Annotated in this window: 26 protein-coding genes; 12 read left to right on the top strand and 14 right to left on the bottom strand. The window is 73.7% G+C overall.

Going from position 1 to position 24,959, the window contains the following annotated elements:
• Window positions 1–101: 101 nt before the first annotated feature.
• From QC282_RS28295 to tgmB, 8 genes are all read left to right on the top strand, one after another.
• On the top strand, window positions 102–605 hold the full coding sequence (locus QC282_RS28295; protein WP_279552421.1) for a lamin tail domain-containing protein: 504 nt from the start codon (window positions 102–104) through the stop codon (window positions 603–605).
• Window positions 606–997: 392 nt separating this feature from the next.
• Complete coding sequence (locus QC282_RS28290; RefSeq protein ID WP_279552420.1) at window positions 998–2,149, top strand: hypothetical protein; 1,152 nt, start codon at window positions 998–1,000, stop codon at window positions 2,147–2,149.
• 113 nt (window positions 2,150–2,262) lie between these two features.
• Entirely contained in the window at window positions 2,263–2,835 is a 573-nt protein-coding gene (locus tag QC282_RS28285; protein WP_279552419.1) for a (2Fe-2S)-binding protein, read from the top strand.
• Complete coding sequence (locus QC282_RS28280; RefSeq protein WP_279552418.1) at window positions 2,832–3,824, top strand: xanthine dehydrogenase family protein subunit M; 993 nt, start codon at window positions 2,832–2,834, stop codon at window positions 3,822–3,824. Before QC282_RS28285 ends, QC282_RS28280 begins: the two co-directional genes overlap by 4 nt.
• Before the next feature lie 28 nt (window positions 3,825–3,852).
• Entirely contained in the window at window positions 3,853–6,054 is a 2,202-nt protein-coding gene (locus QC282_RS28275) for a xanthine dehydrogenase family protein molybdopterin-binding subunit (RefSeq protein ID WP_279552417.1), read from the top strand.
• A gap of 142 nt (window positions 6,055–6,196) precedes the next feature.
• A complete protein-coding gene (locus QC282_RS28270) occupies window positions 6,197–6,460 on the top strand; it encodes a YkvA family protein (protein WP_279552416.1) in 264 nt (87 codons plus the stop codon).
• Window positions 6,461–6,618: 158 nt separating this feature from the next.
• Window positions 6,619–6,810, top strand: a complete 192-nt coding sequence (tgmA, locus tag QC282_RS28265) for a putative ATP-grasp-modified RiPP (RefSeq protein WP_279552415.1) — start codon at window positions 6,619–6,621, stop codon at window positions 6,808–6,810.
• A gap of 17 nt (window positions 6,811–6,827) precedes the next feature.
• Complete coding sequence (gene tgmB, locus QC282_RS28260) at window positions 6,828–7,805, top strand: ATP-grasp ribosomal peptide maturase (protein ID WP_279552414.1); 978 nt, start codon at window positions 6,828–6,830, stop codon at window positions 7,803–7,805.
• An 84-nt stretch (window positions 7,806–7,889) separates the two neighbouring features.
• Here the strand turns inward: tgmB and QC282_RS28255 are convergent, their stop codons facing one another.
• Both QC282_RS28255 and QC282_RS28250 read right to left on the bottom strand, forming a co-directional pair.
• A complete protein-coding gene (locus tag QC282_RS28255; protein WP_279552413.1) occupies window positions 7,890–8,102 on the bottom strand; it encodes a hypothetical protein in 213 nt (70 codons plus the stop codon).
• A 130-nt stretch (window positions 8,103–8,232) separates the two neighbouring features.
• Entirely contained in the window at window positions 8,233–8,703 is a 471-nt protein-coding gene (locus tag QC282_RS28250; protein ID WP_279552412.1) for a hypothetical protein, read from the bottom strand.
• A gap of 203 nt (window positions 8,704–8,906) precedes the next feature.
• On the opposite strand from QC282_RS28250, the gene QC282_RS28245 reads away from it, so the two are divergent.
• Window positions 8,907–9,914, top strand: coding sequence for a GlxA family transcriptional regulator (locus tag QC282_RS28245; RefSeq protein ID WP_279552411.1), 1,008 nt, complete (start codon window positions 8,907–8,909; stop codon window positions 9,912–9,914).
• Window positions 9,915–9,941: 27 nt separating this feature from the next.
• Here the strand turns inward: QC282_RS28245 and QC282_RS28240 are convergent, their stop codons facing one another.
• A complete protein-coding gene (locus QC282_RS28240) occupies window positions 9,942–10,196 on the bottom strand; it encodes a DUF5133 domain-containing protein (RefSeq protein WP_279552410.1) in 255 nt (84 codons plus the stop codon).
• A gap of 245 nt (window positions 10,197–10,441) precedes the next feature.
• Between QC282_RS28240 and QC282_RS28235 the strand changes: the two genes are divergently transcribed.
• The gene (locus tag QC282_RS28235) at window positions 10,442–10,789 is read left to right on the top strand and encodes a hypothetical protein (protein WP_279552409.1); all 348 of its coding nucleotides are present in this window, start codon (window positions 10,442–10,444) and stop codon (window positions 10,787–10,789) included.
• A gap of 52 nt (window positions 10,790–10,841) precedes the next feature.
• Here QC282_RS28235 and QC282_RS28230 read toward each other — a convergent pair whose 3' ends face one another.
• The 3 genes from QC282_RS28230 to QC282_RS28220 form a co-directional block, all read right to left on the bottom strand.
• A complete protein-coding gene (locus QC282_RS28230; protein WP_279552408.1) occupies window positions 10,842–12,611 on the bottom strand; it encodes an ABC transporter ATP-binding protein in 1,770 nt (589 codons plus the stop codon).
• Between the two features lie 150 nt (window positions 12,612–12,761).
• Window positions 12,762–13,307, bottom strand: a complete 546-nt coding sequence (locus tag QC282_RS28225) for a hypothetical protein (RefSeq protein ID WP_279552407.1) — start codon at window positions 13,305–13,307, stop codon at window positions 12,762–12,764.
• 28 nt (window positions 13,308–13,335) lie between these two features.
• Window positions 13,336–13,875 (bottom strand): ATP-binding protein, encoded by a 540-nt coding sequence (locus tag QC282_RS28220; protein WP_279552406.1) that lies wholly within the window; start codon window positions 13,873–13,875, stop codon window positions 13,336–13,338.
• 241 nt (window positions 13,876–14,116) lie between these two features.
• Here QC282_RS28220 and QC282_RS28215 point away from each other — a divergent pair, with 241 nt between their 5' ends.
• Together QC282_RS28215 and QC282_RS28210 are read left to right on the top strand one after the other, a co-directional pair.
• Complete coding sequence (locus QC282_RS28215) at window positions 14,117–14,344, top strand: DUF397 domain-containing protein (RefSeq protein ID WP_279552405.1); 228 nt, start codon at window positions 14,117–14,119, stop codon at window positions 14,342–14,344.
• Between the two features lie 208 nt (window positions 14,345–14,552).
• Entirely contained in the window at window positions 14,553–15,476 is a 924-nt protein-coding gene (locus QC282_RS28210) for a helix-turn-helix transcriptional regulator (RefSeq protein WP_279552404.1), read from the top strand.
• A gap of 99 nt (window positions 15,477–15,575) precedes the next feature.
• Here the strand turns inward: QC282_RS28210 and QC282_RS28205 are convergent, their stop codons facing one another.
• The 8 genes from QC282_RS28205 to QC282_RS28170 all read right to left on the bottom strand — a co-directional run.
• Complete coding sequence (locus tag QC282_RS28205; protein WP_279552403.1) at window positions 15,576–16,394, bottom strand: SAM-dependent methyltransferase; 819 nt, start codon at window positions 16,392–16,394, stop codon at window positions 15,576–15,578.
• Between the two features lie 353 nt (window positions 16,395–16,747).
• Window positions 16,748–18,022 carry an ABC transporter substrate-binding protein gene (locus QC282_RS28200; RefSeq protein ID WP_279552402.1) on the bottom strand — a complete coding sequence of 425 codons (1,275 nt, stop codon included), beginning with the start codon at window positions 18,020–18,022 and terminating at the stop codon, window positions 16,748–16,750.
• Complete coding sequence (locus QC282_RS28195; protein ID WP_279552433.1) at window positions 18,019–19,134, bottom strand: branched-chain amino acid ABC transporter permease; 1,116 nt, start codon at window positions 19,132–19,134, stop codon at window positions 18,019–18,021. The genes QC282_RS28200 and QC282_RS28195 overlap by 4 nt, the downstream gene beginning before the upstream one ends.
• A gap of 16 nt (window positions 19,135–19,150) precedes the next feature.
• On the bottom strand, window positions 19,151–20,047 hold the full coding sequence (locus QC282_RS28190; RefSeq protein ID WP_279552401.1) for a branched-chain amino acid ABC transporter permease: 897 nt from the start codon (window positions 20,045–20,047) through the stop codon (window positions 19,151–19,153).
• Window positions 20,044–20,844, bottom strand: a complete 801-nt coding sequence (locus QC282_RS28185) for an ABC transporter ATP-binding protein (protein WP_279552400.1) — start codon at window positions 20,842–20,844, stop codon at window positions 20,044–20,046. Before QC282_RS28185 ends, QC282_RS28190 begins: the two co-directional genes overlap by 4 nt.
• Window positions 20,841–21,623, bottom strand: a complete 783-nt coding sequence (locus QC282_RS28180) for an ABC transporter ATP-binding protein (RefSeq protein ID WP_279552399.1) — start codon at window positions 21,621–21,623, stop codon at window positions 20,841–20,843. Before QC282_RS28180 ends, QC282_RS28185 begins: the two co-directional genes overlap by 4 nt.
• Window positions 21,624–22,220: 597 nt before the next feature.
• Entirely contained in the window at window positions 22,221–23,483 is a 1,263-nt protein-coding gene (locus QC282_RS28175) for a helix-turn-helix domain-containing protein (protein WP_279552398.1), read from the bottom strand.
• Window positions 23,484–23,624: 141 nt separating this feature from the next.
• Window positions 23,625–24,959 (bottom strand): helix-turn-helix transcriptional regulator (locus tag QC282_RS28170; protein ID WP_279552397.1); only part of this gene is annotated, 1,335 nt, incomplete at its 5' end.

Genomic DNA, 24,959 nt, shown 5'->3' with positions numbered 1-24,959 from the left:
CCCTGCCCCCAACCCCCTTTCCCTACCCCGGTGTTCCCGTCCGGCCACGCTACGTATACGCTCCAGTCCTTCACCAGATCCACACAAGGGGGGTTCTTTTCATGCGTATACGCATGTCCGCCGCCACGCTCGTCACCGCCGCCGTCGCCGGCTCGCTGACCGCACTGGCCGCCGTCCCGGCGCACGCCGCCGAGTACGACTCCGCGCTGAAGGTCCGCGGCGTCCAGTACGACGCGCCGGGCCGCGACTCCAACAACTGCTCCACGGGCAACACCGACGAGGAGTACCTGACGGTCAAGAACTACTCCTCGTCGAAGACCGTCAACCTCAAGGGCTACGTCGTCAAGGACGCCGCAGGCAACCGCTTCGCCTTCACGGCGAACCACTACCTCCAGCCCGGCGACTACGTGAAGCTGCGCGGCGGCAACGGCTCGGACTCCGACGCCGGCAACGTCGTCTACCGCGACAACTGCAACTTCATGTGGAACAACGACAAGGACACGATCTACCTGTACAAGCCGACCGGCAGCCGGGCGGACGTGCACTCGTACACCAAGAGCGGCTCCGACGCGGACAACAACGGCTACATCACCTTCCACCGGTGACACGCGAGCGGGGCCCGTCCCGATGCGGATGGTGAACGGACCCCGTCCGCGCACGCCATTGTCGTGACCGCGCCCGCGTCCGGACCACGTGTGAACGACGCCCGGCACGTGCGAACCCCGCACACCCCGAGCGCGCGGCACACGGGCCGGGCGCGGGCAGGCCCGGCGACGACGGCGGTCCGGCGTCTGCCCGAGCCCTCGTACGGGTGACGACACGGCCGACGCGCCCGGTGTGACGGACCTCGCCACGGGCCGCGAAACCCGCCCCGACCGGCGGCTCGACCGGGAGCGGACCGCCGGGACCGGGCGAGGCCGGACACCCCCGGCCGATCTTCCGCGCCCCGCGGCGGCGATACTGGCAGTCGCACCAGCCCCTGCCTCCAGATGGACCCATGCCGACTTCCCGAACCGCCCGCCCCGCTCCCCCCACCGTGTGGCCGGCCCGCGGCCGCCACACCGGAACCGACGCGGCAGACGTCGTCCTCGGCACCCTGAAACGCCACAAGGACGGCCAGGTCCTCGACGACTTCCTCGAACTGCCCGGCGCCGAAGCCCCCGGGGAAGACGGGGCGGACGGCACCGGCGGACACCGCGTGTTCGAAGCCCGCTGGCGGGTGGACGGCACGGTCACGGTCCGCGCCCGGCTGGAGCTGGCCCCCGCGTCCGGCGGCGGGCAGGACTGGCTGCTGATCGCCGAGGCCGAACAGCACTGGGACCAGGCATGGCCCTCGCCCGCCACCATGTTCTGGCCGGACGCACCGGACACCGCCTGGGACCACGACGCGACCACGGGCCTGCGCCTGCGGGACATCAACCCCCTCCCCGACGACGACAAGGACGCACGCCGTCTGCTGCGCGACGCCGGGCGCAGCGCCTGGGGCGTGCACGTCGTCGTCCACGAGGCGCACACGACCGACGAGCGCGGCCGGGTGCCCCTCGCCCGGCACCTGCCGCCCGGACTGCGGCACCGCGTGGTGGAGCACAGAGCGGCCCCCCAGCAGCTGCGGGTCGTCAACTGGGCGCTGCGCGCGCTCGACGTGGAGGTCCCGCGCGGCGGAGCGGTCGTCCTGCCCGGCGATCCGCCGCCCGCCGGGTACGACGACCGGGACTTCTCGGTGCGCGCGGTCTTCCTGGACGGCTCCGAGCCGGCCGAGCTCGTCGCGGCGGTGACCGCGTACGCCGCCCTTGACCGGCCGCTGCCCGAGGACGCCGACCGGGCGCTGACGGCGCTGCGCGAGCAGTGGCGCCTGCTGACCCTGGAGGAGGAGCTCGCCCGCGAGCGCCGGCTGGTCGCGATGTACGCCGAGGCGCTGGAAGCGATGACGAAGTCCCGCGACCTGTACCGGGAGGCGGCCGAGGCGGCCAACGAGGCACTGGCCGCCCTGCGCGAGGCGGACGGGGCGGGCGGCGGCCCCAAGCCCGTGTCCCTTCCCGCCCCCGCGTCGCCGTTGCAGCAGCTGACGCGGACCCTGGACCGGTTCAGGGTGAGGGGCCCGCGGTCCGCTCCGGCCGCCGAAACCGGGCGCGAGGACGACGGCCGGTAGGCCGTCGGGGCGGCCTGTCCGGCCGTCCGGGGCGGTCGATGTGTCGGCCGCCGCAACCTGGATACGCGGTGCGGACAGCAGCACGCCCGTCCGTCCCGGAAGGTCATCCGCCCATGGGCAGCCGGCACCACGACGACAGCGGGCCCGGCGGCACCGCCGCGTCGCTCCAGCACCACTCGGACACCACGCTCCGGGTCAACGGCAAACCGCACACCCTCACGGTCGACAACCGCCGCGTCCTGCTGGACGTGCTGCGGGAGGATCTCGGCCTCGTCGGCGCGAAGAAGGGCTGCGACCACGGTCAGTGCGGCGCGTGCACCGTCCTGGTCGACGGGCGGCGCGTCAACAGCTGTCTGCTGTTCGCGGTCGCGCTGGACGGCTGCGAGGTCACGACCGTCGAAGGGCTCGCCGGGGACGGGGAGGAGCCGCACCCGCTGCAGCGGGCCTTCCTGGACCGGGACGCCTTCCAGTGCGGGTACTGCACGCCCGGTCAGATCTGCTCCGCGCTCGGCGCGCTCGCCGAGGCCGCGGCGGGCCATCCCTCGCGGGTCACCGATCCGGCGACGCCCACCGGCGGGCCCGTGCCGCTGGGCCGCGAGGAGATCCGGGAGCGGCTGAGCGGCAACCTGTGCCGGTGCGGCGCCTATCCGCGCATCGCCGAGGCCGTGGAGGACGTGATCCGGTGAAGCCCTTCGCCTACGTGCGCGCCGGCAGCGTGGCGGAAGCCGCCGCCGAGTGCGCCGTCCGGCCCGGCGCCCGCTATCTCGGCGGCGGCACCAACCTCGTCGACCTGATGAAGCTCGGCGTGGAGACACCCTCCGCCCTCGTGGACGTCACCCGGCTTCCGCTGGACGCCGTGGAGGAGCTGCCCCACGGCGGCCTGCGCGTCGGGGCCATGGTCCGCAACAGCGACCTCGCGGCCCACCCGGCCGTCCAGGACCGGTACCCGGCGCTGTCGCAGGCGGTCCTCGCGGGCGCCTCGGGGCAGCTGCGGAACGCCGCCACCACGGGCGGCAACCTCCTCCAGCGCACCCGGTGCCCCTACTTCCAGGACACCTCCAAGCCCTGCAACAAGCGCGAGCCGGGCAGCGGCTGCGGCGCGCGGGACGGCGTGCACCGGGACCACGCGGTGCTCGGGCACTCCGCGCGGTGCATCGCCACCCACCCCTCGGACATGGCCGTGGCGCTGGCCGCGCTGGACGCCGGCGTCGAACTGTACGGTCCCGACGGCGCCCGCGGCATGGCCGCCGCCGACTTCCACCGGCTGCCCGGCGACCACCCCGAGCAGGACACCGAGATCCGGCCCGGGGAACTCGTCACCGGCGTGCTGCTGCCCGCCGCGACCGCCGGGCTGCCGTCCGCGTACCGCAAGGTGCGGGACCGGGCGTCGTACGCCTTCGCGCTGGCGTCCGTGGCGGCGGTGCTGCGGGTCGAGGACGGTGTCGTCGCCCACGCCGGGATCGCGTTCGGCGCGCTGGCGCACCGGCCCTGGCGGGCGCGCCGCGCCGAGGAGGCCCTGCTGGGTGCCGCGCCCACCGAGGCGGCGTTCGAACGCGCCGTCGACCTGGAACTGTCCGCCGCGCGGCCCCTGCGGGACAACGCCTACAAGGTGCCGCTGGCGCGCGGCATCGCCCTGGACGTCCTGACCCGGCTCGCCGCGCCCGCCCGGACCTGAACCGGCGCTCCCGAGGAGGCTTCCCGCCATGACCGACGCCCGGACCGGAGCCGAAGCCGCGGCCACGAACGCCACCGCGGCCGGCTCCCGGACCACCGCCGAAGCCGGCCCGCGGGCCACCGGGGCAGGCCCCGCCCTCGGCGCCCCCGCCGAGCGCCGGGAGGGCCGGGAGAAGGTCACCGGCACCGCGCGGTACGCCGCCGAGTACTTCTCCCCCGGCCTCGCACACGCCTGGCCCGTACCGGCGTCGATCGCGCGCGGCCGGGTGACCGGCGTCGACGCGTCCGTCGCGCTCGCGCAGCCCGGTGTCCTCGCCGTGCTCACCCACGAGAACGCGCCCCGCCTCGCCGACCCCGACGACCCGACGCTCGCGGTGCTGCAGAACCCGCGGGTGCCGCACCGCGGCTGGTTCGTCGCCCTGGTCGTCGCGGAGAGCCTGGAAGCCGCCCGCGCCGGCGCCGACGCGGTGCGCGTCGACTACTCCCGCGAGGAGCCCGACGTCACGCTCGCGCCGGCGCACCCCGCGGCGTACGTGCCCGAGGAGGCCAACGGCGGCCACCCGGCCGTCCGCGAGCACGGCGACCCGGAGGGCGAGCTCGCCGCGAGCCCCGTGCGGGTCGACGTGGAGTACCGGGTTCCGCCGCTCCACAACCACCCCATGGAGCCGCACGCCAGCACCGCCCGCTGGGACGGCGACCGGCTCACGGTGCACACCTCCAGCCAGGGCTCGAACGCCGTACGGGCCGTGCTCGCCGGGATGTTCGGGCTGCCCGAGGAGTCCATCCGCGTCGTCGCGGAGCACGTCGGCGGCGGCTTCGGGTCGAAGGGCACGCCCCGCCCCGACGTGGTGCTCGCCGCGATGGCGGCCCGGCACACCGGCCGGGCCGTCGGCCTGGCCCTGCCCCGGCGGTACCTGCCCGCCGTCGTCGGGCACCGGGCGCCCACGATGCACCGGCTGCGGCTGGGCGCCGGACGCGACGGCCGCCTCGCCTGCCTCGTGCACGAGGTCACCACGCACACCTCCCGCGTCAAGGAGTTCGTGGAGCAGGCCGCGACGCCGGGCCGCGTCATGTACGCCACCCCGAACAGCCGCACGCTGCACCGCGTGGCAGCGCTCGACGTGCCGACGCCGTCGTGGATGCGCGCGCCCGGCGAGGCCCCCGGCATGTACGCGCTGGAGTCGGCGATGGACGAGCTCGCCGGCGAGCTGGACATGGACCCCGTCGAGCTGCGCGTCGTCAACGAGCCCTCCACCGAGCCCGACAGCGGCAAGCCGTTCAGCAGCCGGCATCTCGTCGAGTGCCTGCGCGAGGGCGCCCGGCGCTTCGACTGGGCGTCGCGCGATCCCCGGCCGCGTTCGCGTGCGGCGGGGCCGCTGCTGATCGGCTCGGGCGTGGCCGCCGCGACCTATCCCGTGCTCGTCGGGCCCTCCACCGCGACCGCGCGGGCCCTGCCGGGCGGCGGTTTCGTCGTGCGGACCAACGCCACCGACATCGGCACCGGCGCCCGGACGGTGCTCGCGCAGATCGCGGCCGACGCGCTCGGGGTGCCCCTGAACCGGGTCAGGACCGAGGTGGGCAGCAGCGACCTGCCGTCGGCGCCGCTGGCCGGCGGCTCGTCCGGCACCGCGTCCTGGGGCTGGGCCGTGCACGACGCCTGTACCCGGCTGGCCGAACGCCTCGCGGAGCGGCGGGGCCCGCTGCCCGAGGAGGGCCTGACCGAGCGTGCTGACACCGGTGGCCGGGCCGGCACCGACAGCCCGTGGTCCCGGCACGCCTTCGGCGCGCACTTCGCCGAGGTCACCGTCGACACGGTCACCGGCGAGGTCCGGGTCCGCCGGCTGCTCGGTGTCTACGCCGCCGGGCGCATCCTCAACGCCCGGACCGCGCGCTCCCAGTTCGTCGGCGGCATGACCATGGGCCTCGGGATGGCGCTCACCGAGAACAGCACCGTGGATCCGGCGTTCGGCGACTTCGCCGAGAAGGACCTCGCCGCCTACCACGTGCCGGTGCACGGCGACGTTCCCGACACCGAGGCGCACTGGGTCGAGGAGGACGATCCGCATCTGAACCCCATGGGCAGCAAGGGCATCGGTGAGATCGGCATCGTCGGCACGGCCGCCGCGATCGGCAACGCCGTGCACCATGCCACGGGGGTGCGGTTCCGTGAGCTGCCCCTCACGCCCGACCGGGTGCTGACCGGGCTGCTGGGCGGCGCCCGTGCGCGGTGACCGGTCCGCGCCCGTCCGCACGCTCGGCCGCCAACAACCCCTTTAGGACACTGCGTGCCAGGCGCCATACACCTGGCCAAGCAGGGAATCCTCTACGGGGACACGCGGGATCGGGGCACACGGGGACATGGGAGGGGGGAGCGTGGACTCGACGACGGCACTGGTCGCCGCCGCCGCGGCCCTCGCCGCGGCCGTGCTGGCCGTGGCGGTCGCGGTACTCGTGCGGCTGGTGCGCACCCGGCGTGAGCTGCGGCGCGCCGGGCTTCCGACAGGACCTCGCTGGATCTTCTGGGGTGCCGTGCTCTATTTCGTACTGCCGACCGACTTGTTGCCCGATCCCGTGTACCTGGACGACATCGGCGTGCTCCTCCTCGCTCTGCGCGGCCTGCGAGGGTCTGATACCTGACGCGGCGGCAGGGTGACCCTCCGGCCACTACGGAGCGTAAGGAAACCATTCACCCGTTCGATTCGTATAAGTGACTGGAAGTCCAAGGAAGAAGCGGACCAGGCGGCGTCACGGGGTGGCCCCGCCTGACCGGGGAAGCACCGACCCAGGGAGAGGCGATGCAACCGTTCGCGCTCAACTACGCACGTCCGGCAGCGCAGTTGGAGGCCGTCGTGCCGTACGTCTACGACTCCGGGCGGCAGTTGAACGTGCTCCTGGACGGCAGTCCCGCCGCCTGCGACCACGCCTTGCTGCGGGAGTTGGCCACCACGACCTCCACCGCGGGCTCGAAGACACACTTCGACGACTGAACACCGACCGGACGACAATGACCGTTTTGATCCTGACCTGTGAAGAAGACGTGACCGCCGACATGGTGGTCGTCCACCTGAACGCCTCCGGGGTTCCGGTGGTCCGCCTCGATCCCGCCGACCTGCCCGGCGGTGTCGCGCTCTCCGGCGAGTACGTGCACGGCTCCTTCCAGGGTCATCTGTCGTCCGGGGGACGCCTGGTGGGCATCGACGGACTGCGGTCGGTCTGGGTGCGCAGACCCGGCACCCCGGCCGGCCGCGCCGAGGAGCCCTCCGCGTGGCTGACCGAGGAGACCTCCCAGGCGTTGTACGGGATGCTCCGCGGTTGCGGGGCGCGCTGGATGAACCATCCGGACGCGGCCCGGCGCGCCCGGTACAAGCCGTGGCAGCTGCGTGTCGCGCAGCTCTGCGGGCTGCCCGTGCCGGCCACGCTGATCACGACGTTTCCGCGCGCCGCCGAGGAGTTCGCGCAGCGGTTCCCGGATCTGGTCGTCAAGCCCGTCTCGGGGGCGCATCCGAAGGATCCGCCGCGGGCCGTGCCGACCAGCCGTGTCGCGCCGGACACGGATTTCTCCGCCGTCGCGTACGGCCCGACCCTGCTGCAGAGACGGGTCGCCAAGCGGGCCGACATCCGCCTGACCGTGGTGGGCGAGCGGCTGCTGGCGGCCCGCAGGGCCGCCGATCCCGACGCCGAGGAGGTCGACGTCCGCTTCGCTCCCCCGACCTCGCCGTGGCGGCCCGCCGACGTGCCGCCGCGCATCGCCGAGGCGGTCCACGCGTACATGAGGGAGACGGAACTGTCCTACGGTGCTTTCGACTTCGCCGAGGACGCGGACGGCACGTGGTGGTTTCTGGAGTGCAACCAGTCCGGCCAGTTCGGCTTCGTGGAGGTGGAGACGGCCCAGCCGATCGCCCGCGCCATCGCCGCATGGCTGTCCCACTCGGGACCCCAGGAACACGCGCACGTCAACGGGCAGGGCTCCACCGTGCGCTGAGCGTGCCGGCGAGGGCGGCCGCCGCCGACACAGGGAGGACGGCGGCGGTGACGTGGGGGACGCCGGCGGTCTCGTACCGCCGGGTCAGCGCGGCCCGGGGAGCAGAGCCGTGCGCTGCCAGCCCGCTCCCGGGTTGCCCGGCGGGTGCTGGCCGCCCGGAGCGGGACCGGAAGCGTGCAGCGGGCGCATGACCAGCTCCAGTTCCCTGCTCACTCGCTCGGCCTCCCGGCGCACCTGCGCGGGTACGTCGCCGCACTCCGCGACGAGTCGGTCATAAATGGGGGAATCCTGGAACACCCGTCAACGCGCCTTTCGTGTCGTCTGCCCGTGTGATGGGCAACAACAGCCGAGTGTATGCGTCCGGGCACCCCGGGGCGGGAATTCGCGGAGGTCTTGACGCGAACGGGATCACGGTCTTACGGCCTGGTCAGGCCCCGGTGGTGGAGCCGGGCCGCACGATCATGAGGACGGTCACGGTGGCCCACAGGATGTTGAACACACCGGTGAACATGGCCAGTCGGACCGTGTCGGCGCGTTCGACGGCCTGCCGTCCGGCCAGTTCACCGAGGAGTTCGTCCTGGCCGGGCAGGACGAACGCGATCAGGATGCCCGCGGCCACGGTGGTCAGGGTGATGGACGTGACGAGCCAGGCGTCGCCGAGGACGCCCATCGCGGCGGCGGTCGCGAATCCCAGGACGGGCACCGCGATGCCGAGGCGCGCGTAGACGCGGCAGATGCGGTGCAGCAGCCGGACGGTGCCCACGGCCGTCGGCGCCTCGTCCCCCGCGGCGGCCGCCGCCCTGCGCGCCGCGGGCGGGAACATGCTGGCGGCGACGGTGACGGGGCCGACGGCCACGATCGCGGCCAGGACGTGCAGGGTCAGCAGGAACTTCGTCATCGTGCGGGGCTCCGGAGGGCGGGGTGCGGTCGTCGGGCGGTGGTGCCGGCCCCACGCTAGGCAGCCGCCGAGGGAGGGCACAGGGGCTGGATCGACAGCTTCCAACGGGTTCTCGCCAACACAGCTGGCCGGTCCGCCTACCGTGATCAGTGCGCTGACCTGCGGCTCGTCGGTGTGGCGGGAACCGGTCTATCGTGGCGGTCATGCACACGGTGGCGATCCTGGTTCTCGACGACGTGGTGCCCTTCGACATGGCCGCGCCCATGCAGACCTTCGACTGGACGCGGCTGCCGGACGGCCGGCGCCCGTACCGGATCCGGTTGTGCGCCGCCTCCCCCGAGGTGCGCGCGGAGGGGATGACGCTGCGCGTCGACCGTGGGCTGGAGGCGCTGGAGGACGCCGACACGATCATCGTGCCCGGCCGTTCGCCCGACGCGGGCCCGCTCCCCGAGGAGGTGACGGCGGCCCTGCGGCGGGCCGCGGCCTCGGGCACCCGGATCGCGTCCGTGTGCGTGGGCGCCTTCGTGCTGGCGGAGGCGGGCCTGCTGAACGGCCTGCGGGCCACCACGCACTGGGTGGCCGCGGACGAACTGGCGCGGCGCTTCCCCGAGGTCGAGGTGCAGCCGGACGTGCTCTACGTCGACAACGGCCAGATCCTCACCTCGGCCGGGGCCGCCGCGGGGCTGGACATGTGCCTGCACATGATCCGCCGGGACCTGGGCTCGGCCGTCGCGGCGCACGCCGCCCGGATGTGTGTGATGCCGCTCGAACGGGAGGGCGGGCAGGCCCAGTTCATCGTGCACGAGCATCCGCCGGTGCCGCGCGGCTCGGCGTTCGAACCGCTGCTGGAGTGGATCGAGGACAACCTCGCCGGGGAGATCACACTCGGGACGATGGCGGCGCGCACCGGCATGAGCGAGCGCACCTTCAGCCGCCGGTTCCGGGAGCAGACGGGCACCACACCGCTGCAGTGGCTGCTGCGGGCGCGGGTGCGGCGCGCGCAGTACCTGCTGGAGAACAGCGACCACGCGATCGAACGGATCGCGCACCAGGCCGGGTTCGGCTCCCCCACGGCCTTCCGCGAGCGGTTCCGCCGGGTGGTGGGCACGACGCCGTACGCCTACCGGGCGGCGTTCCGCGCGGGGCCCGCGCGCTCGGCGGGCCACCGCGGGCCGTCCGCCGGATCACCCCGGGACCGGGTCCCGGGGTGATCCGAGGGGCGGGCCCACGGGCCGGAGTCAGACGGCCAGCGACAGGTCGCTCTCGCCGTCCGGCTCCGCCGCCGGGGCCGCCGGTTCCTTGCCCATCAGCAGGGCGTCCGCTCTGTCGATCGCCTCGCGGACGTCGTTGGTGCCCATCATCACGCACAGCGTGTAGCTGACGTCCTCGAGTTCCCGCGCCGCCGCCGGCCTGTCCCGCTCCGCCTGAGCGATCTGCAGCGACGCGTAACGCGTCAGCAACGTCCTGACGACCTTCGGGTCCGGTACGAGCACGATGCGCCCCTCTCTCGATTTTCGCTCCGTATGCCCGAACGGGCCGTAAGCATTCACCACACACGCACAAGTGCTCAGGAATGACGAAAACATGTCGTTGTCTGAGCGGACAGCGGCGAAGATCGACCGGAAGCGGCCCGTGCCGGGCAGCGGCCGGGAATTCGCCCCCGCCGACCCGCTTCCCGGGCGGCCCTGAGCAGTTGTGCAGAGGGCACGACTCCTCACCCCGGACGGTGTACGACCCCATGAACCGTTACAGCCGCTTGCTGTCCACCCTGTACGTCCTCACCAGCGGACTGCTCGCCTGGACCGCGGTCCTCCAGTACCGGTACGGACCGCTGTGGGCGGCGTTCCTGTTCACGGCGGCGAGCCTGGTCCCCACCATCGCCGTCGTACGCGAGAGCGTGATCGGCGACCAGCAGCGGGCCCTCGCCGAGCTGTCCGCCGGGCCGCGCGGGCAGGGCGAGCGACTGGCCGACACGATCGTGCGCAGGGAGCTCGACGCCGCCTGCTGCGAGCGGTGGTGGACCAGCCTGGGCACCGACCACGACGCGGCCTGCGCCCACCGCGCCCCGCGCAGCAGCGCGGCCTGACCCCGCGCGCCACCGCCGTGGGTCGCGCGCGGGGCCGCGCACCGGTGCGCCGTCAGGCGACCTGCCCGCTGTGCAGTCCCGCGTAGGCCCCGCCGAGGCGCAGCAGGTCCTCGTGGGTGCCGATCTCCTCGATCCGGCCGTCCCTCATCACCACGATCCGGTCCGCGCCGCGCACCGTGGACAGCCGGTGCGCCACGACGAACGTGGTGCGGCCGCGCAGCAGCCGCGCGAGCGCCTGCTGGACGAGCGCCTCCGACTGGGTGTCCAACGCCGACGTCGCCTCGTCCAGGACGAGCACCTTGGGGTCCCTGATCAGCGCGCGGGCGATGGCGAGGCGCTGCCGCTGCCCGCCGGACAGCCGCGCGCCGCGCTCGCCGACGAGGGTGTCGACTCCTCGCGGGAGCCGGTCCACGAACTCCAGCGCGTTGGCGTCGCGCAGCGCCGTCCGCACCGTCTCCTCGTCCACGTCGTCCATGCCGTAGGCGACGTTCTCGCGGATCGTGCCGTCGAAGAGGATCGACTCCTGCGGCACCACGGACAGGAAACGCCGGTAGGTGCGCAGGTCGAGGGTGTTCATGTCGGTCCCGTCGAGCAGGAGCCGGCCGGACGTCGGGCGGATGAAGCCGATGACGAGGTTGAGGACGGTGGACTTGCCCGCTCCGGACGCGCCGACCAGGGCGATGGTCTCGCCGGGTTCGACGTCGAGCGTGAAGTCGCGGACGGCGGGCCGCCCGTCGGCCTCGTAGGCGTGGCCGACGTTCTCGAAGGTGACGGCGCCGCGCAGCGCGGTGAGCTCGGCCTTGCCCTCGTTGTCCTCCAGTTCGGGCGCCTGGAGGACCTCGCCGACCGAGCGGACGGACTCCAGCCCTTTGGTGATGACCGGCGCGAGGCCTGCCAACGTTGTCGTCGAGTTGGTGAGCGTCGTCAGGAAGGCGCTGAGCATGACGACGTCGCCGGCGGTGACGCCCCAGACGTCGTAGTACGAGATCAGCGCGGCGCCCGCCAGCACGAGGACGCCGACCACGTTGAGGACGACCCAGGCCAGCGATCCGAAGCGGCCGTTGAGCAGGTCCAGGCGCATCCCCGAGGTCAGCAGGCGGTGCAGGGTGCCGTCCATGCGGCGCAGCGCCTTGCCCTCCAGGCCGTGCGCGCGGGTGACCGGAATGAGCCGGGTCATCTCCGTCACGCGGGAGGACAGGGTCTCCACCTCGTGCCGGAAGTCCTCGTTGTGGGTGCGCAGCCGGGCCCGGAGCCGGGCCACGAGAAGCGCGGCGGCGGGCACGACGACGAGGAAGACGGGCAGGAACTCGGGGGTGCGGACGCCGATGATGACCAGGCCGCCCACGAGGACGGTGGTCGCGCCCAGCCCGGTCTCGGCGGTCTGCTGGACCATCTGCTCGACCGTCTCCACGTCGCGCACCACCTTGGCCTGGAGCACGCCGGCGCTGACGCGTGAGTGGTAGCCGATGGAGAGCTGCTGCATGCGGGTGCAGAGCGCGGAGCGCAGCGCGGTGCCCATGCGGCGGACGCTGCCGTACAGCAGGCGGACGTACAGCAGGTGCAGCGGATAGTTGACCAGCAGGATGAACATGATGATCCCGGTGCTGGTCCAGAGCCTGCTGATGGGCTGGTGCTGGACGACGGTGTCGATGATGGACGCGGTGATGAGCGGCAGCAGCCAGACCGGGCTGTGCTTCACGGTGAAGACGACGACGGCTCCGGCCAGGCGCGAGCGGTCGGCGCGGAACAGATAGGCGAGCGTGCGTATCGGGTGCTCGCCGCGGTAGCGGTGGTCGAGTGGTCTCTCCAGCGACGACGCCATCGGCGGTGGTCCTCCCCGGGTTGCCGGAATCGACGGCAAGCGCTTTCTGCGCCAGTCGGTGAGGAGTACATCACGCCGCGCTCGCCGTGGACCACAGCGGGGCGGGCCGCCCTTCCCTCCCCTCCCCCGCCGCGTGAGGAGGGGGCCGCCTCAGTCCGCGAGGGCGCGGGCCAGCTCCGTGGTGGCCCGGGCGATCTCGGTGTCGCTCTCGTCCATCAACCGCTCGATGGCGTTGCGGCGGGCGCGGACGGCCTGCCGGGCCTTGCGCTCCCACACGACGTGGTTCTCACGGTGGTTGAGCAGCTTGGGGTATGCGGTGGCGGTGTTCTCCCACTGCCGGGCGTCGGCGATGTTCTTCAGCAGCTGGATGATCTGCGCGCGGCAGGTCACCTGGGGCAGCTGGGCGAGCTCCCAGAGAAAGGGGACGGTGGCCGCGGTCGCCTGCTCCACGACGAAGCCGTACTGGCAGACGCGTTTGCGCAGGTCCTCAAGGGCGGCCAGGGCGGTGTCGGCGTCACCCGAGGCGATGTCGGCGAGCAGTGCGGGAATGGCGGCCGCGGAGCCGGTCGAGTCCTGGATCTGGTGCCAGGGGACCTGGTGCACGGCGGCGAGGGGGCCGGTCCCGGCCATCTCGGTGGGGAGCGTCTCGCGAGCTGTGCGCGGTGTGCTCGTCTGGTGAGTCGGAGCGGTGCGCATGGCGTGAGGCCTTTCCGCGGCAGTCATGTCAGATGGGGGGAAGGTGCGACCGGGTCGACAGCCTGGCCCAGACGGTCTTGCCCGCCGGGGGCCTCGGGGTCCAGCCCCACTCGTCGGACAGGGCGTCGACGAGGCACAGGCCGCGGCCGTGTTCCTCCAGCGCGTAACCGTCCGGCGGCCGGCACACGGGGGGTGCGTCGGCGGGGTCGGAGACGGTGAGCGTCAGGTGCGTGGGGCCGAGCGCGAGCCCGAGCCGGACGTCCTGGTCGCCACCGAGGGCCCGGGGGACCGCGTGGGCCACGGCGTTGGAGGCGAGTTCGGTCAGGACGAGGACCGCGTCGTCGGCGCAGTGGTCGAGGTCCCAGCGGCGCAGGGTGTCGCGCGTGAAGCCGCGCGCCCGGGCGAATCCCTCCCCGGTGCAGCCGATGTGCATCTCTACGGCCGTCGGCCGGTGGAGCACGGGGGACGGTGCCGGCGCCCGGCGCTCACCGGCCGGGAGGAGGTCGGTCGGCAACCCGCTGATCGGGCCCGCCACACCGGGCCCCCACGACAGGGGCGGGCTCGGCATGCGGAGCTCTCGATGCGCAGGTAACGACACGACATCTCCCTGATGCGACGTCAGGACCAGGCGTCCTCCGAGGGGTTGACGCCACGGCTATTATCCACGCCGATGGCGCTCGCGTGCAATTGCACGAGAAATTGCGCGAAAATCGATCGGGAGCAGTCAGGACCGTCGAGCGTGCGGCCCGTCGCCCTCCGCGGCGGCTCGGACGGCGGGCGGCACGGACGCGAACAGCAAGGAGAGTGCGGTGCCACCAGTGCAGAACGGAGTGCGGGCGAGCTCGTTGGACGCCCGCTGGGTCAAGAGCCACTACAGCAACGCCGAGGGCAACTGCGTCGAGGTCGCGCTGGTGGACGGCGGCGTGGCGATGCGCAACTCCCGCGATCCCGACGGGCCCGCGCTCGTCTACACGAACGCCGAGGTGGCCGCGTTCCTCGCCGGGGCCAAGGCGGGCGAGTTCGACCATCTGCTCTGAAAGTCCCGCGGCCCGGGGTCCGGGCGCGGCGGTTTTCGGCCACTCGCCGCGCGGGCCCGGGCGGTGTGCCCCACGCACGCCCCGGGCGGCGTGCACAAACGGAACACGGCCGCGCGACTTTCCGTGACTTGTCCGTCGGGATGCGGCATCGCCGAACCGGGTGAGATAGTGTAAGTCTCAATTCTGCCGGTCTGTTGGGGAGCCCAGGATGTCCGCCGAGTCACAGCGCGTCTCCCGCCTCGAACCTTACCTGGACCGGCCGGAGCCCGCGCCGACTCTGCTGAAGATGCTGGTCGGCGTGCAGCTCGCGGGTTTCCGCGAGGACGCGGGCCTCTCCCAGGACCAGGCGGCGCGCGAGCTCGGGTTCAGCCCGGCGAAGCTGTCGCGCATCGAGGCCGGAAAGGGCCGCAGACCTCCGTCCGAGCGGGACGTCCGCGCCCTGCTGGAGCTGTACGGCACCGACCCCTACGAGGTGGCGGTGCTGCTGAAGATCCTGCAGCGCGCCGGTGAGCCGGGCTGGTGGCAGCGTTACGACAAGCGGCTGATGCCGGAGTGGTTCGACCGCCTGGTCGGACTCCAGGAGGCCGCCGCCACGATCCGTACGTTCGAGATCCAGTACGTGCCCGGCCTGCTCCAGACGGCCGCCTACACCCGCGCCGTCGTGGAGCGCGGCCTGCCGAACGCGCCCTCGGGCGAGGTGCAGCGCCGGGTGGAACTGCGCATGCGCCGCGCGGAGTTGCTGCTGCGCCAGGACGCCCCGCAGCTGTGGGCGATCATCGACGAATCCGTTCTGCTGCGGGTGCTGGGCAGCCCCGAGGTCATGAGGGAGCAGCTCGCCCACCTCGTGGAGATGGCGCAGCGGCCCAATGTGACGCTCCAGGTCGTGCCGCTCGCGGTGACGAACGCGTCGGCACCCGCGATCCCGCTCACCTATCTGCGCTTCGGCGGGCTCGACCTGCCGGACGTGGTCTATCTGGAGCACATCCGCAGCGCCAACTTCCTGGAGGACAGGGACGAGACGGAGGAGTACCGGCTCGCGCTGGACCGGCTGGCCGACGAGGCCCTCCAGCCGCGCGAGACGCTGAAGCTGCTGCGCGAGACCATGGAGGGGCGTTACCCGGCCACCTCGTGATCGGCGGGCGCCCGGCGGGGCGTACTGATTCCGTCTGAACATGCGCGAAGGGCCGCCGGCGTCGGGAGACCGACGCCGACGGCCCTTCGGCCGTCTTGGCTAGGCGATCCGTCCCACGCCGCCGAACTCGATCCACTCCTGGGTGCTCTGACGGGGCGCCACCTCGGTGTCGGGGCGCCAGGTGGACACCTCGACCAGGCCCGGCTCCAGGATCTCCAGGCCCTCGAACAGCTCGGCGACGTCCTTCTCCTCGCGGACCCGGCCCCAGTGTCCCTGCGTCACCTGGTCCATGAAGTCCGTGACGGTCTCACGGACCTTCGGGTCCTCGCTGACCAGCTGGCACATCACCATGATGCTGCCGGGCGCCAGGCGCTCCCGGACGCGGCGGGCCACCGCGAGCGGGCCGTCGGTCTCGCTGTCCGGGATGCAGTGGAAGACGGAGTTGAACAGCACGGCGACCGGCTCGGAGAAGTCGATCAGGCGCTGGGTGTCCGGGTGCGAGAAGATCTCGTCGGTCTCCCGCATGTCCGCGTGGATGACGGCGGTGCGGTCGTTCTGGTCGAGCAGCGCACGGCCGTGGACCAGGACCATCGGGTCGTTGTCGACGTAGACCACGCGCGATTCGGGGGCGATGCGCTGGGCGACCTGGTGCACGTTGTCCTGCGTGGGCAGGCCGGACCCGTGGTCGAGGAACTGCCGGATGCCGTAGTCGGCGGCGAGCACCTTGACGACCCGCTGGAGGAAGCGCCGGTTGTTCAGGGCGAGTTGGCGGGTGCTGGGCACGACCTTGTCGAGTTCCGCCACCGCCGCCCGGTCGGCGGCGTAGTTGTCCTTGCCGCCCAGGTAGAAGTCGTACATGCGAGCGGCCGTCGGCACGTTGGCATTGATCTCCGTGGACAGCTGCTTACCCGGTTGCATCGTTCCCCCAGCATCACTACGCGCCAACTGCGCTGGCCTGACTGAGAGTACATCCTAGGGAGCAGCCCTTCAGCGAAACCAGTCCACGGACGCAGGACGCTTCGGCCCGCGTCCGGTTCCGTGGGTTGGGCGGCCGTCAGGAGTGGTCCGCCGCCGCTGCCGAGCCGTCGCACAGCCGCGGTCCGGGCGACGGCACGCCGGCCCGCCGGCCCGCCGGAGGTGATTCCGGCGGGCCGGGCGCTCGCAGCGGGCCTGCCGTGCGGCGGCCGGTGGTCGGACAGGGGATCGCGAACGGGTTCAGCACCGGCGGCGCCGAATCGTCCGCGCTCCCTGTGAACCCCGAGGGCGGAGGCTCAGCCGCCGGACTTCAGGTACTCCTCGACGCCGGGCGCCTCGTGGGCCTTCTCCACCTGCACGATTCCGCCGACCGCCTTGGGGTCGGGCTTGAGGATGTAACTGGCGAGGCTGGCGGGGCGGTTGACGTCCGAGAAGTCCTGCGGGGTGCCGAGCCCGGTGTCGGCGTTCCGCTGTGCGCGGTGGGCCTTGACCACGTCCTCGCGGGCGAGGCTGCCGTCCTCGCAGGCCTTCTCCAGGTCCTGGCCGAGGAGCTGGGCGGCGTTGTACCCGGACAGCACCCCGGAGTCGACCGGGGAGCCCGGGTACTTCTTCTGGTAGGCGGCGACCATGCTCTTGACGCCGGGCAGGTCCGAGCTGACGGCCGGGGCCGCGCTGACCACGTTCAGCATGGCCTCAAGGGCGGGTGCCGCCGGCGTCTTCATCAGCTGCGGGGCGAAGCCCGGCGCGCTGCTGACGACCGGGACGCGCAGGCCCTTGGAGGCGGCCACGCCGACCAGGGAGGCGGTCTGGGCGGGTCCGGCGCTGATCAGGACGGCCTTGACCCCCGCCTTGCGCAGCGCCGAGACCTGCGCGGACAGGTCGGTGTCCGTCGCCTTGATCTTCTGGCCGGTGATCTTCAGCCCGGCCCGCTCGGCGGCCCAGGTGGAACCCTCCAGGGCGTTGGTGCCGTAGTCGCCCTCGAAGTAGACGTGGCCTATGGTGTCGCCCTTCTTCAGCCCTTTGGTGCGGACGAGGAAGTCGACGGCGCCGATCATGTCGACGTCGTAGGTGGTGCCGAGGACCTGCACGGGGTCCTTGCCGAGCAGGGAGGCGGCCCAGGCCTGCGGGAACGTGAGCACCTTGTCGCGCTCGATGTCGTCGAGCAGGGCCGCGACCACCGGCGAGCCGATGACCTGCGGCATGGCGACGACGTCCGGGGCGATGTCGGCGTAGGCGGTGACCGCCTTCTGCACGTCGTAGCCGTGGTCCTTGACGACGATCTCGATCTTCCGTTCGCAGATGCCGCCCTTGGCGTTGGTCTCCTCCGCCCACATCTGCTGGGCCTGCACGATGCTCTTGCCGAGGGTGGCGTAGGGGCCGGTCAGGTCGGTCAGGGCGCCCAGCTTGATGGTCTTGGCGGTGACGCCGGGGCCGGTCTTGACGCCGTCGCCGCCCTCCTCGGTGCTGGTGCCGCCCGCCTTGGAGCTGCAGCCGGTGACCGCGAGGAGCACGGCCGAGAGGGCCGAGGCAGCGATGACTCTGGTGGTGCGGTGCCTGTGGTGCGTGTTCACGGGGTGTGCTCCTTGGTTCGTGCGGGTGAGGGTTGGGGTGACGACGACGGGGTCCCGGCGGGCGGGGTGGCGGGCCGTCGGCGGCGCAGCCGGGCACGGGTGCGCCGGGCAAGGCCGTGCAGGCCGTCGGGGGCGTAGAGGAGGATCACGACGATGGCGGCGCCGTACAGGTAGCGGGCCGCCTCGGTCGGGCCGACCGTGCCCTCGGCGGAGCCGGGTGCGGTCACCAGCGGGAGCTGGTCGGCGTAGCGGGTCATCAGCAGGGGCAGCGCGGTCACGAAGACGGCTCCCGCGGTGGCTCCGGCGACGGATCCGAGGCCGCCGATGACGATCATGGCGAGGTAGTCGACGGACAGGACGAGGCCGAAGTAGTCGGGGACCACACGGCGGAAGGCGAGGGCGAGCAGGACGCCGGCGAGGCCCGCGTACATGGAGGAGACGACGAAGGCGGCGGAGCGGTAGCGGGCGATGTTGACGCCCATCACGGACGCGGCGGTCTCGCTGTCGCGCAGCGCCACGAGGGCGCGTCCGGGCCGGCCGCGCAGCAGTCCGCGCGCGGTGAACCAGGTGAGGGCGAGCAGGGCGAGGCCCAGGTACCACAGCCGTTCCTCGGCGCCGAACGGCACGCCGAGGACGACCAGTTCGGGGTCGGCGGAGGCGAAGGTGAACCCGCCGATCTCCAGGGGCGGGACGGAGCGTCCGTTGAAGCCGCCGGTGACGGAGTCGGCGGTGAGCAGGACGTGGTGGCCGATGAAGACCAGCGCGAGGGTGGCGACGCCGAGGTAGATGCCGCGCACGCGGCCCGCGACGGGGCTGAACAGTCCGCCTGCGGCACCGGCCAGCAGCACCGCGAGGACCATCGCGAGCGCCGGTGGCAGTCCGGGGCCGGGCTCGCCCGCGAGCCACACGTAGCCGTAGGCGCCGACGGCGAGGAAGAAGGCGTGGCCGAGGGAGAGTTGGCCGGCGGTGCCGCTGAGCAGGCCGAGGCCGACGGCGCCGATGGCCGCGGCCATGGAGAACAGGCCGATGCGCAGCCAGAAGGCGTCGAGGTAGAACGGCAGGGCGCAGAGCAGGACGAGCGGCAGCGCCGGTCGCAGCAGGCGGGCGGGCAGCAGGCGGGCGGTGAGCTCAGACACGAGCCGCTCCTCTCGCGCCGAACAGTCCGGTGGGCCGGATCAGGAGCACCACGATCATCACCGCGTACGGGGCGACGTCGCCGAACCCCTCGCCGAGGACGTGCAGGTCGGTCTGGTAGCCGGCGACCAGGGCCTCGGTCAGGCCGATGATCATGCTGCCGGCGAGGGCGCCGGTGGGTGAGGCCATGCCGCCGAGGATCGCGGCGGGGAACGCCTTGAGGGCGATCTGGCCGGTGGTGCGCTCCAGGCCTGGTGCCGGGAACGCGGCGAGGAACACGGCGGCCAGCGCGGCGAGCGCTCCGGCCAGGCACCAGGCGAGCGTGCGCACCCGGACCAGGCGCACGCCCATGAGGGACGCCGCCTCCACGTCCTCGGCCGCCGCGCGCAGCGACAGGCCCCAGGACGTGAACCGGAACAGGGCGAAGACCGCGCCGATGACGACGGCGGACACCACGATCGCGGCGAGCCGGCTGTCGGCGACGGTGATGGGACCGAGGCCGCTCACCGAGTCGCCCCAGGGGTCGCCCATGGACAGCAGGTCGCCGCCGATGCGGCGCGCCAGGTCGGTGAGCAGGACGATGTCGACGCCGATGGTGACGATGGTCTGCACGTGCGCGTGGCGCGGGTCGGGGTCGCCGCGTTGCAGCAGGAAGCGGTCCATGGCGCCCGCGACGGCCGCGGTGACGAGGACGCCCACCGCCAGCGCCCCGGCGAAGCCGAGGTCGTCGTGGAGGACGGCGGTGAGGTAGCCGCCGAGCAGGAGCAGGGAGCCGTGCGCGAAGTTCATCACGCCGGAGGCCTTGAAGATGACCACGAAGCCGAGGGCGACCAGGGCGTAGACGGAGCCGAGGGCGATGCCGTTGAGGACGTTGTCGAGCAAGCCGGTCATGCCACGTCCTCCCGGGGGGTCTCCGTGCCGAGGTAGGCGCGCAGCACCTCGGGGTCGCGGCGGACCTCGTCCGGGGTGCCGTGGGCGATGACGCGGCCGAAGTCGAGCACGGTGACGTCGTCGGCCAGGCGCATCACCAGGCCCATGTCGTGCTCGACGAGCACCACGGACAGGCCCAGGTGGTCGCGGACGGTACGGACGACCTCGGCGGTGCGGGCGCGTTCGGCGCCGTTCATGCCGGCCACGGGTTCGTCGAGCAGCAGCACGCTGGGCTCCAGGCAGAGGGCACGGGCGAACTCGACGCGCTTGCGGTCGCCGTACGACAGCAGTGCGACCGGGGAGTCGAAGTGCTGTTCCAGACCGGTGAGTTCGGCGATCTCGCGGGCGCGGGCGAGGTGTTCGCGCTGTTCGCGCACGGCGCGCGGCAGGCGCAGGGCGCTGGCGGCGAAGCCCGCGCGGGTCAGGGCGTGCCGGCCGAGCATCAGGTTGTCGGCGACGGTGCCCTCGGTGGTGACGATGTTCTGGAAGGTGCGGGCCACGCCGAGCGCGGCGATTCGGTGCGGGGCGAGCCGGGTCAGCTCGGTGTCGCCGAGCCGGACGGTGCCGGCGGCCGGGCGGTACAGGCCGGACAGCACGTTGAAGCAGGTCGACTTGCCGGCGCCGTTGGGTCCGATGACGGCGTGCACGGTGCCGGGGGCGACGGTGAAGGACACCTCGTCGAGCGCGGTCAGTCCGGCGAACCGGACGGTGACGTCGCGGACCTCGAGCCGGGGCGGTGTGGTGGTACGGGCGGTCACGCGGCCCCCTGGTCGTCGGCGGCCTCGCCCAGGTACAGGCGGCGCACGGCGTCGGTGCGGGCGAGTTCGCCGGCGGGTCCGGACAGGCCGATCTCGCCGACCTCCAGGACGTAGGCGTGCTGTGCGAGCGACAGCGCCATGCCGGCGTTCTGCTCGACCAGCAGGACGGCGGTGCCCTGGTCGTTGATCTCGCGGATCACCCCGGCGATCCGCTGCACCATCTGCGGGGCGAGGCCGAGGGACGGCTCGTCGAGGAGCAGCAGGCGCGGGGCGGCCATCAGGGCGCGGCCGATGGCGAGCATCTGCTGCTCGCCGCCGGACAGCAGTCCGGCCGCCTGGTGGGTGCGCTCGGCGAGCCTCGGGAAGAGCGTGAACACGCGGTCGCGCGCCTCGCGGACCAGCTCGGGCCTGCGGCGGCCGAGGCCGAGTCCGCCGGAGCGCAGGTTCTCGTCCACGGAGAGGCCGGCGAACACCCGGCGGCCCTCGGGGACCTGGACGACCCCGGCGCGGACGGCGGCGACCGGGTCGCGGCCGTCGAGCGCGGTGTCGCCGTAGCGGATGGTCCCGGCGGTGACGGCTCCGCGATGCAGGCGCAGCGTGCCCGACACCGCCCGCAGCAGCGTCGTCTTGCCCGCGCCGTTGGCGCCGAGCAGTGCGACGACGCCGCCGTGCGGGACGGTGAGCGACACGGAGCGGAGGGCGGACAGGGCGCGGCCGTACGTCACGTCGAGGCCCTCGACGTGCAGGGCCTGTTCCCCGTCCGGTGGTGCGTGGGACATCGCGGCTCCTCGGGACCGTGCCGGTCGCGGCACGGGTCTTCGGGTGAAGTGAAGGGGAGCTCACGACAGCACGCGCGCCGGGCACGGGTACAGGTCTTCAGGCTCGTACGCTGCGCCGTTACAACCGGGGAGGGGGGAGGTTGTGCGGGTGCCCAGGGGTGGTGGGCGGGGTGAACGGGGTGGGGGGTACGGGTACGGGCGCCCGGGGGGCGGGAGCGCCGACGCGGCGGGCGTGGCCGGGGAGGGCGTGGCCGGGGCGCGCAGTGCCGCGTGGCGGGGAGCGGCCCGAGGGCGAGCACAGGCGCAGGGGCACGCCCCCGCGGCCGGACGCCCCGACGCCGACCGGCCTGGCCAGGGCACGCAGCACCACGAAGGCCGGGCACAGGTACAGGGAAGGGGCACGCCCCCGAGGCCGGACGCGCCGGCGGCGAAGCCGGGAGCGCCCAGCCGGGGGGCGGGCCGGGAGCGGGGCCGGGGACGGGCTGAGGGACGGGCCGGGAGCGGCGTCGGGGACGGGCCCAGGGGCGGGCCGGAGGCGGGCCCAGGGGCGGGCGTCGTCGCGGGCGTTCTCCTGGAAGGGCGCCCGCGACGGCGGTGTCAGTCGCGCAGGAGACGGTGGCCCGTCAGGGCGAGGCTGATCTCCACGACGTCCGCGGGTCGGGCCAGGCAGCGGCCCGTGAGCTGTTCGCAGCGGCGCAGGCGGTTGAGGACGGTGTTGCGGTGGCAGTACAGGCGCTCGCCGGCGCGCTGGGCGGAGCCGTCGCAGGCGAGCCACGCGGCCAGGGTGTCCAGCAGGACGTCCCGGTCGGCGGGCTCCAGCCGCAGCAGCGGGCCGAGGACCCGCGCCACGAGGGCCTTGCCGAGCGCGGGTGAGGAGACGACGAGGGCGGCGGCCAGATGTTCCGGCAGCCGTACGGTGCCGCCCTCCTCGGGGCAGATGCCGAGCGCGGTGTCGGCCGACCGGCGGGCGTCCCCCACGGCGGCCAGGCCCTCGACGGCGCTGCCGACGCCGATGCGGGCGCCGGGCGGGGCCTCGGCCGCCGGAACCGGCAGTTCGCCGTCGCCGGCCAGGACGATGCCGTAGTCCACCTCCACGCCGGTGTGCCAGTGGACGCGCATGCCGTCGGGCACGGCTGCGGCGCGGGCGGCGGCGCACGCCGAGGGGTGGCCGCCCGCGACGGCGACGACGACGTAGCGGGCGTGTTCGGGCAGGTCGAGGGCCTGCGCGGCCTCGGGCAGGTCGGAGATGCGGCTGGTGCCGTCGAGCAGCGCGCCGGCCAGCAGCCGCACCCGGTTCTCGCGCCGCCAGGTCAGCTGCCGCTCGACCTGCCGGTAGGCGTCGGCGACGAGGCCGCAGTGCTCGTCCACGAAGTTCCACACGTCGGAGGCCACGTGCACGAGGAGGCGCACCTCCTCCGGGGCCGCGCGGGAGGTCTCCTCGACGAGCCCCTGCCACACCAGGGAGCCGCCCAGCCGGAAGGCGTGCAGCAGGGCGTCCAGCGGGAGGCCCTGCTCGGCGCGGGAGGCGCCGATCTGCCAGGAGCAGCGGCGGGCCGCCTCCCGGGCGTCGCGCGGGTCGATCAGCGAGGCGACGCTGTGCCGCAGTGACCGGTGCACCTCCTGCCAGGTGCCGACCGGGTCGCTCTCGATGGTGGCGCGGTAGGCGGGTTCCTGTTCCTGGAGCGCGGCGATCAGCCGGTCGGTGAGGTCGGGCAGGTCGTCCAGCAGGGTCCGGGCGGCCCGGTGCAGGACCCGCAGGGCGTCGGCGTCGATCAGGGACCGGACGCGGCGCGGCCGGGCTCCCGGTGCGGGCGCGGGCGCCCGGCGAATCGCTGTGCGTGACCGTACGGCGTGCTGCATCGCGGTCCTCCCCCACGTTCGGCTGTCCGCGGTGCGTCCGGCTCCGGTCGTCCCGTCGTGGCCCCGGGGCACGGACGCCTGCGCGGTGGCTGCCGCCTGACTCGTCCTGCTCCGAAGGATGGCATACCGTCCGGTCGGTCCCTAGGGCTGTGCAGCGGTCTTTTCGGCCTGCTCGACCAGGCGGGCCAGTTCGACGCGGGATCGCACCCCAACTGCGGCGAAGACGTTACGCAGGTGGTAGTCGACCGTGCGGGTGCTCACGGCCAGCCGCAGCGCCACCTCCCGGTTGGTGGCACCCTCGGCCACGTAGCGCGCGATGCGCATCTGCTGCGGGGTGAGGCGGGCGAGCGGGCCGGCTCCGGGGCCGTGCGGCGCGGTTCGCGCGGTGCCTGCCCCGGTGCCGTGCGGGGCGGTGCCGTTGGCCCGGAGCTCGCCGCGGGTCTGCTCGGCCCACACGCGGGCGCCGGAGCGCTCGAAGCCGACGAGTGCGGCGCCGAGCCGGTCGCGGGCCTCGCGCAGCCGGCGCCGCCGCCGCAGCCACTTGCCGTAGAGCAGTTCGGTGCGGGCCCGCTCGAAGTCGCCGTCCGCCTCCTCGTGCCGGGCGAGGGCCCGCAGGTACAGGGCGTCGGTCTCGTCGGGGCCGGCCAGCAGGGCGTGGCAGCGGGCCAGTTGGGCGGGGGCGTGCGGGTCGGCCCCGAAGTCGGCCCACAGAGCGAACTCCGCGACGACCGTGCGGGCGTCGTCGGGCCGGCCGGCGAGCACCGCGGCCTCGACGTAGCAGGGCACGGCGAGCATCCAGACGGCGAAGTGGCCGCGCCGGGGGCCGGGGCGCACCAGCGGGCCGAGCCGGTCGGCGGCGTCGAGGGGCCGGCCGCGGCCCAGGTCGGCGCGGGCGGCGGCCCACTCGGCGAGGGTGGCCGCCTGCGCCAGTCCGTGCCGTCTCGCCGTGGTCAGCGCGGCCGACACGTGTTCGACGACGGCGGCCGTGTCCCCCTCGATGGACGCGGCGAGGGCGAGGACGGCGTGGTGCTGCGCGGCGGTGTTGCGCTGGTCCGTGCGCTGCGCGGCGCGCAGGCCCTCCTCGGCGTGGGCGCGTGCCTGGGCGTGCCGCCCGGCGCGGAGTTCGGCGTAGGCGAGGTACTCCAGCGCCTGCGGTACGAACGCGGCGGGCCCGAGGTTCCGTGTCGCGGCGAGGGCGCGGGCGCCGGCCCGGCGGGCGGCGGCCACGTCGCCGAGCAGCAGCCCGGCGGCGGCCGACTTCAGCAGCGCCTGCGGCCGGACGTCGGCCCCGGCCTGGGCGACGACGCGCCGCAGCGGCTCGATCGCCTGGTCGAGCCGCGCTTCGAGCACGGCCCGCATGCCGAGCCGGTAGTCGGCGAGCAGGGCGCGTTCGCCGTCGGTCGCCTCGGACGCGGGCCACCGGGGGTCGCGCGCCCGCCCGGTCGCGGGGCCGGGTCTCGCGGTGTCCGCGGCACG

It is taken from the genome of Streptomyces sp. DH24 (assembly GCF_029813775.1).
Taxonomy (GTDB): Bacteria; Actinomycetota; Actinomycetes; order Streptomycetales; family Streptomycetaceae; genus Streptomyces.
The sequence above is the reverse complement of the archived record's forward strand: the minus strand, read 5'-3'. Positions and strand labels throughout refer to the sequence as shown.

Coding starts and splice junctions, on each gene's coding strand:
- QC282_RS28230 (WP_279552408.1), bottom strand. CDS start 12,611: ATGGCGTCGTCGCTGGAGAGACCACTCGACCACCGCTACCGCGGCGAG.
- QC282_RS28290 (WP_279552420.1), top strand. CDS start 998: ATGCCGACTTCCCGAACCGCCCGCCCCGCTCCCCCCACCGTGTGGCCG.
- QC282_RS28180 (WP_279552399.1), bottom strand. CDS start 21,623: ATGTCCCACGCACCACCGGACGGGGAACAGGCCCTGCACGTCGAGGGC.
- tgmA (WP_279552415.1), top strand. CDS start 6,619: ATGCAACCGTTCGCGCTCAACTACGCACGTCCGGCAGCGCAGTTGGAG.
- QC282_RS28210 (WP_279552404.1), top strand. CDS start 14,553: ATGTCCGCCGAGTCACAGCGCGTCTCCCGCCTCGAACCTTACCTGGAC.
- QC282_RS28235 (WP_279552409.1), top strand. CDS start 10,442: ATGAACCGTTACAGCCGCTTGCTGTCCACCCTGTACGTCCTCACCAGC.
- QC282_RS28285 (WP_279552419.1), top strand. CDS start 2,263: ATGGGCAGCCGGCACCACGACGACAGCGGGCCCGGCGGCACCGCCGCG.
- QC282_RS28190 (WP_279552401.1), bottom strand. CDS start 20,047: ATGACCGGCTTGCTCGACAACGTCCTCAACGGCATCGCCCTCGGCTCC.
- QC282_RS28250 (WP_279552412.1), bottom strand. CDS start 8,703: ATGACGAAGTTCCTGCTGACCCTGCACGTCCTGGCCGCGATCGTGGCC.
- QC282_RS28175 (WP_279552398.1), bottom strand. CDS start 23,483: ATGCAGCACGCCGTACGGTCACGCACAGCGATTCGCCGGGCGCCCGCG.
- QC282_RS28225 (WP_279552407.1), bottom strand. CDS start 13,307: ATGCGCACCGCTCCGACTCACCAGACGAGCACACCGCGCACAGCTCGC.
- QC282_RS28220 (WP_279552406.1), bottom strand. CDS start 13,875: ATGCCGAGCCCGCCCCTGTCGTGGGGGCCCGGTGTGGCGGGCCCGATC.
- QC282_RS28245 (WP_279552411.1), top strand. CDS start 8,907: ATGCACACGGTGGCGATCCTGGTTCTCGACGACGTGGTGCCCTTCGAC.
- QC282_RS28295 (WP_279552421.1), top strand. CDS start 102: ATGCGTATACGCATGTCCGCCGCCACGCTCGTCACCGCCGCCGTCGCC.
- QC282_RS28275 (WP_279552417.1), top strand. CDS start 3,853: ATGACCGACGCCCGGACCGGAGCCGAAGCCGCGGCCACGAACGCCACC.
- tgmB (WP_279552414.1), top strand. CDS start 6,828: ATGACCGTTTTGATCCTGACCTGTGAAGAAGACGTGACCGCCGACATG.
- QC282_RS28205 (WP_279552403.1), bottom strand. CDS start 16,394: ATGCAACCGGGTAAGCAGCTGTCCACGGAGATCAATGCCAACGTGCCG.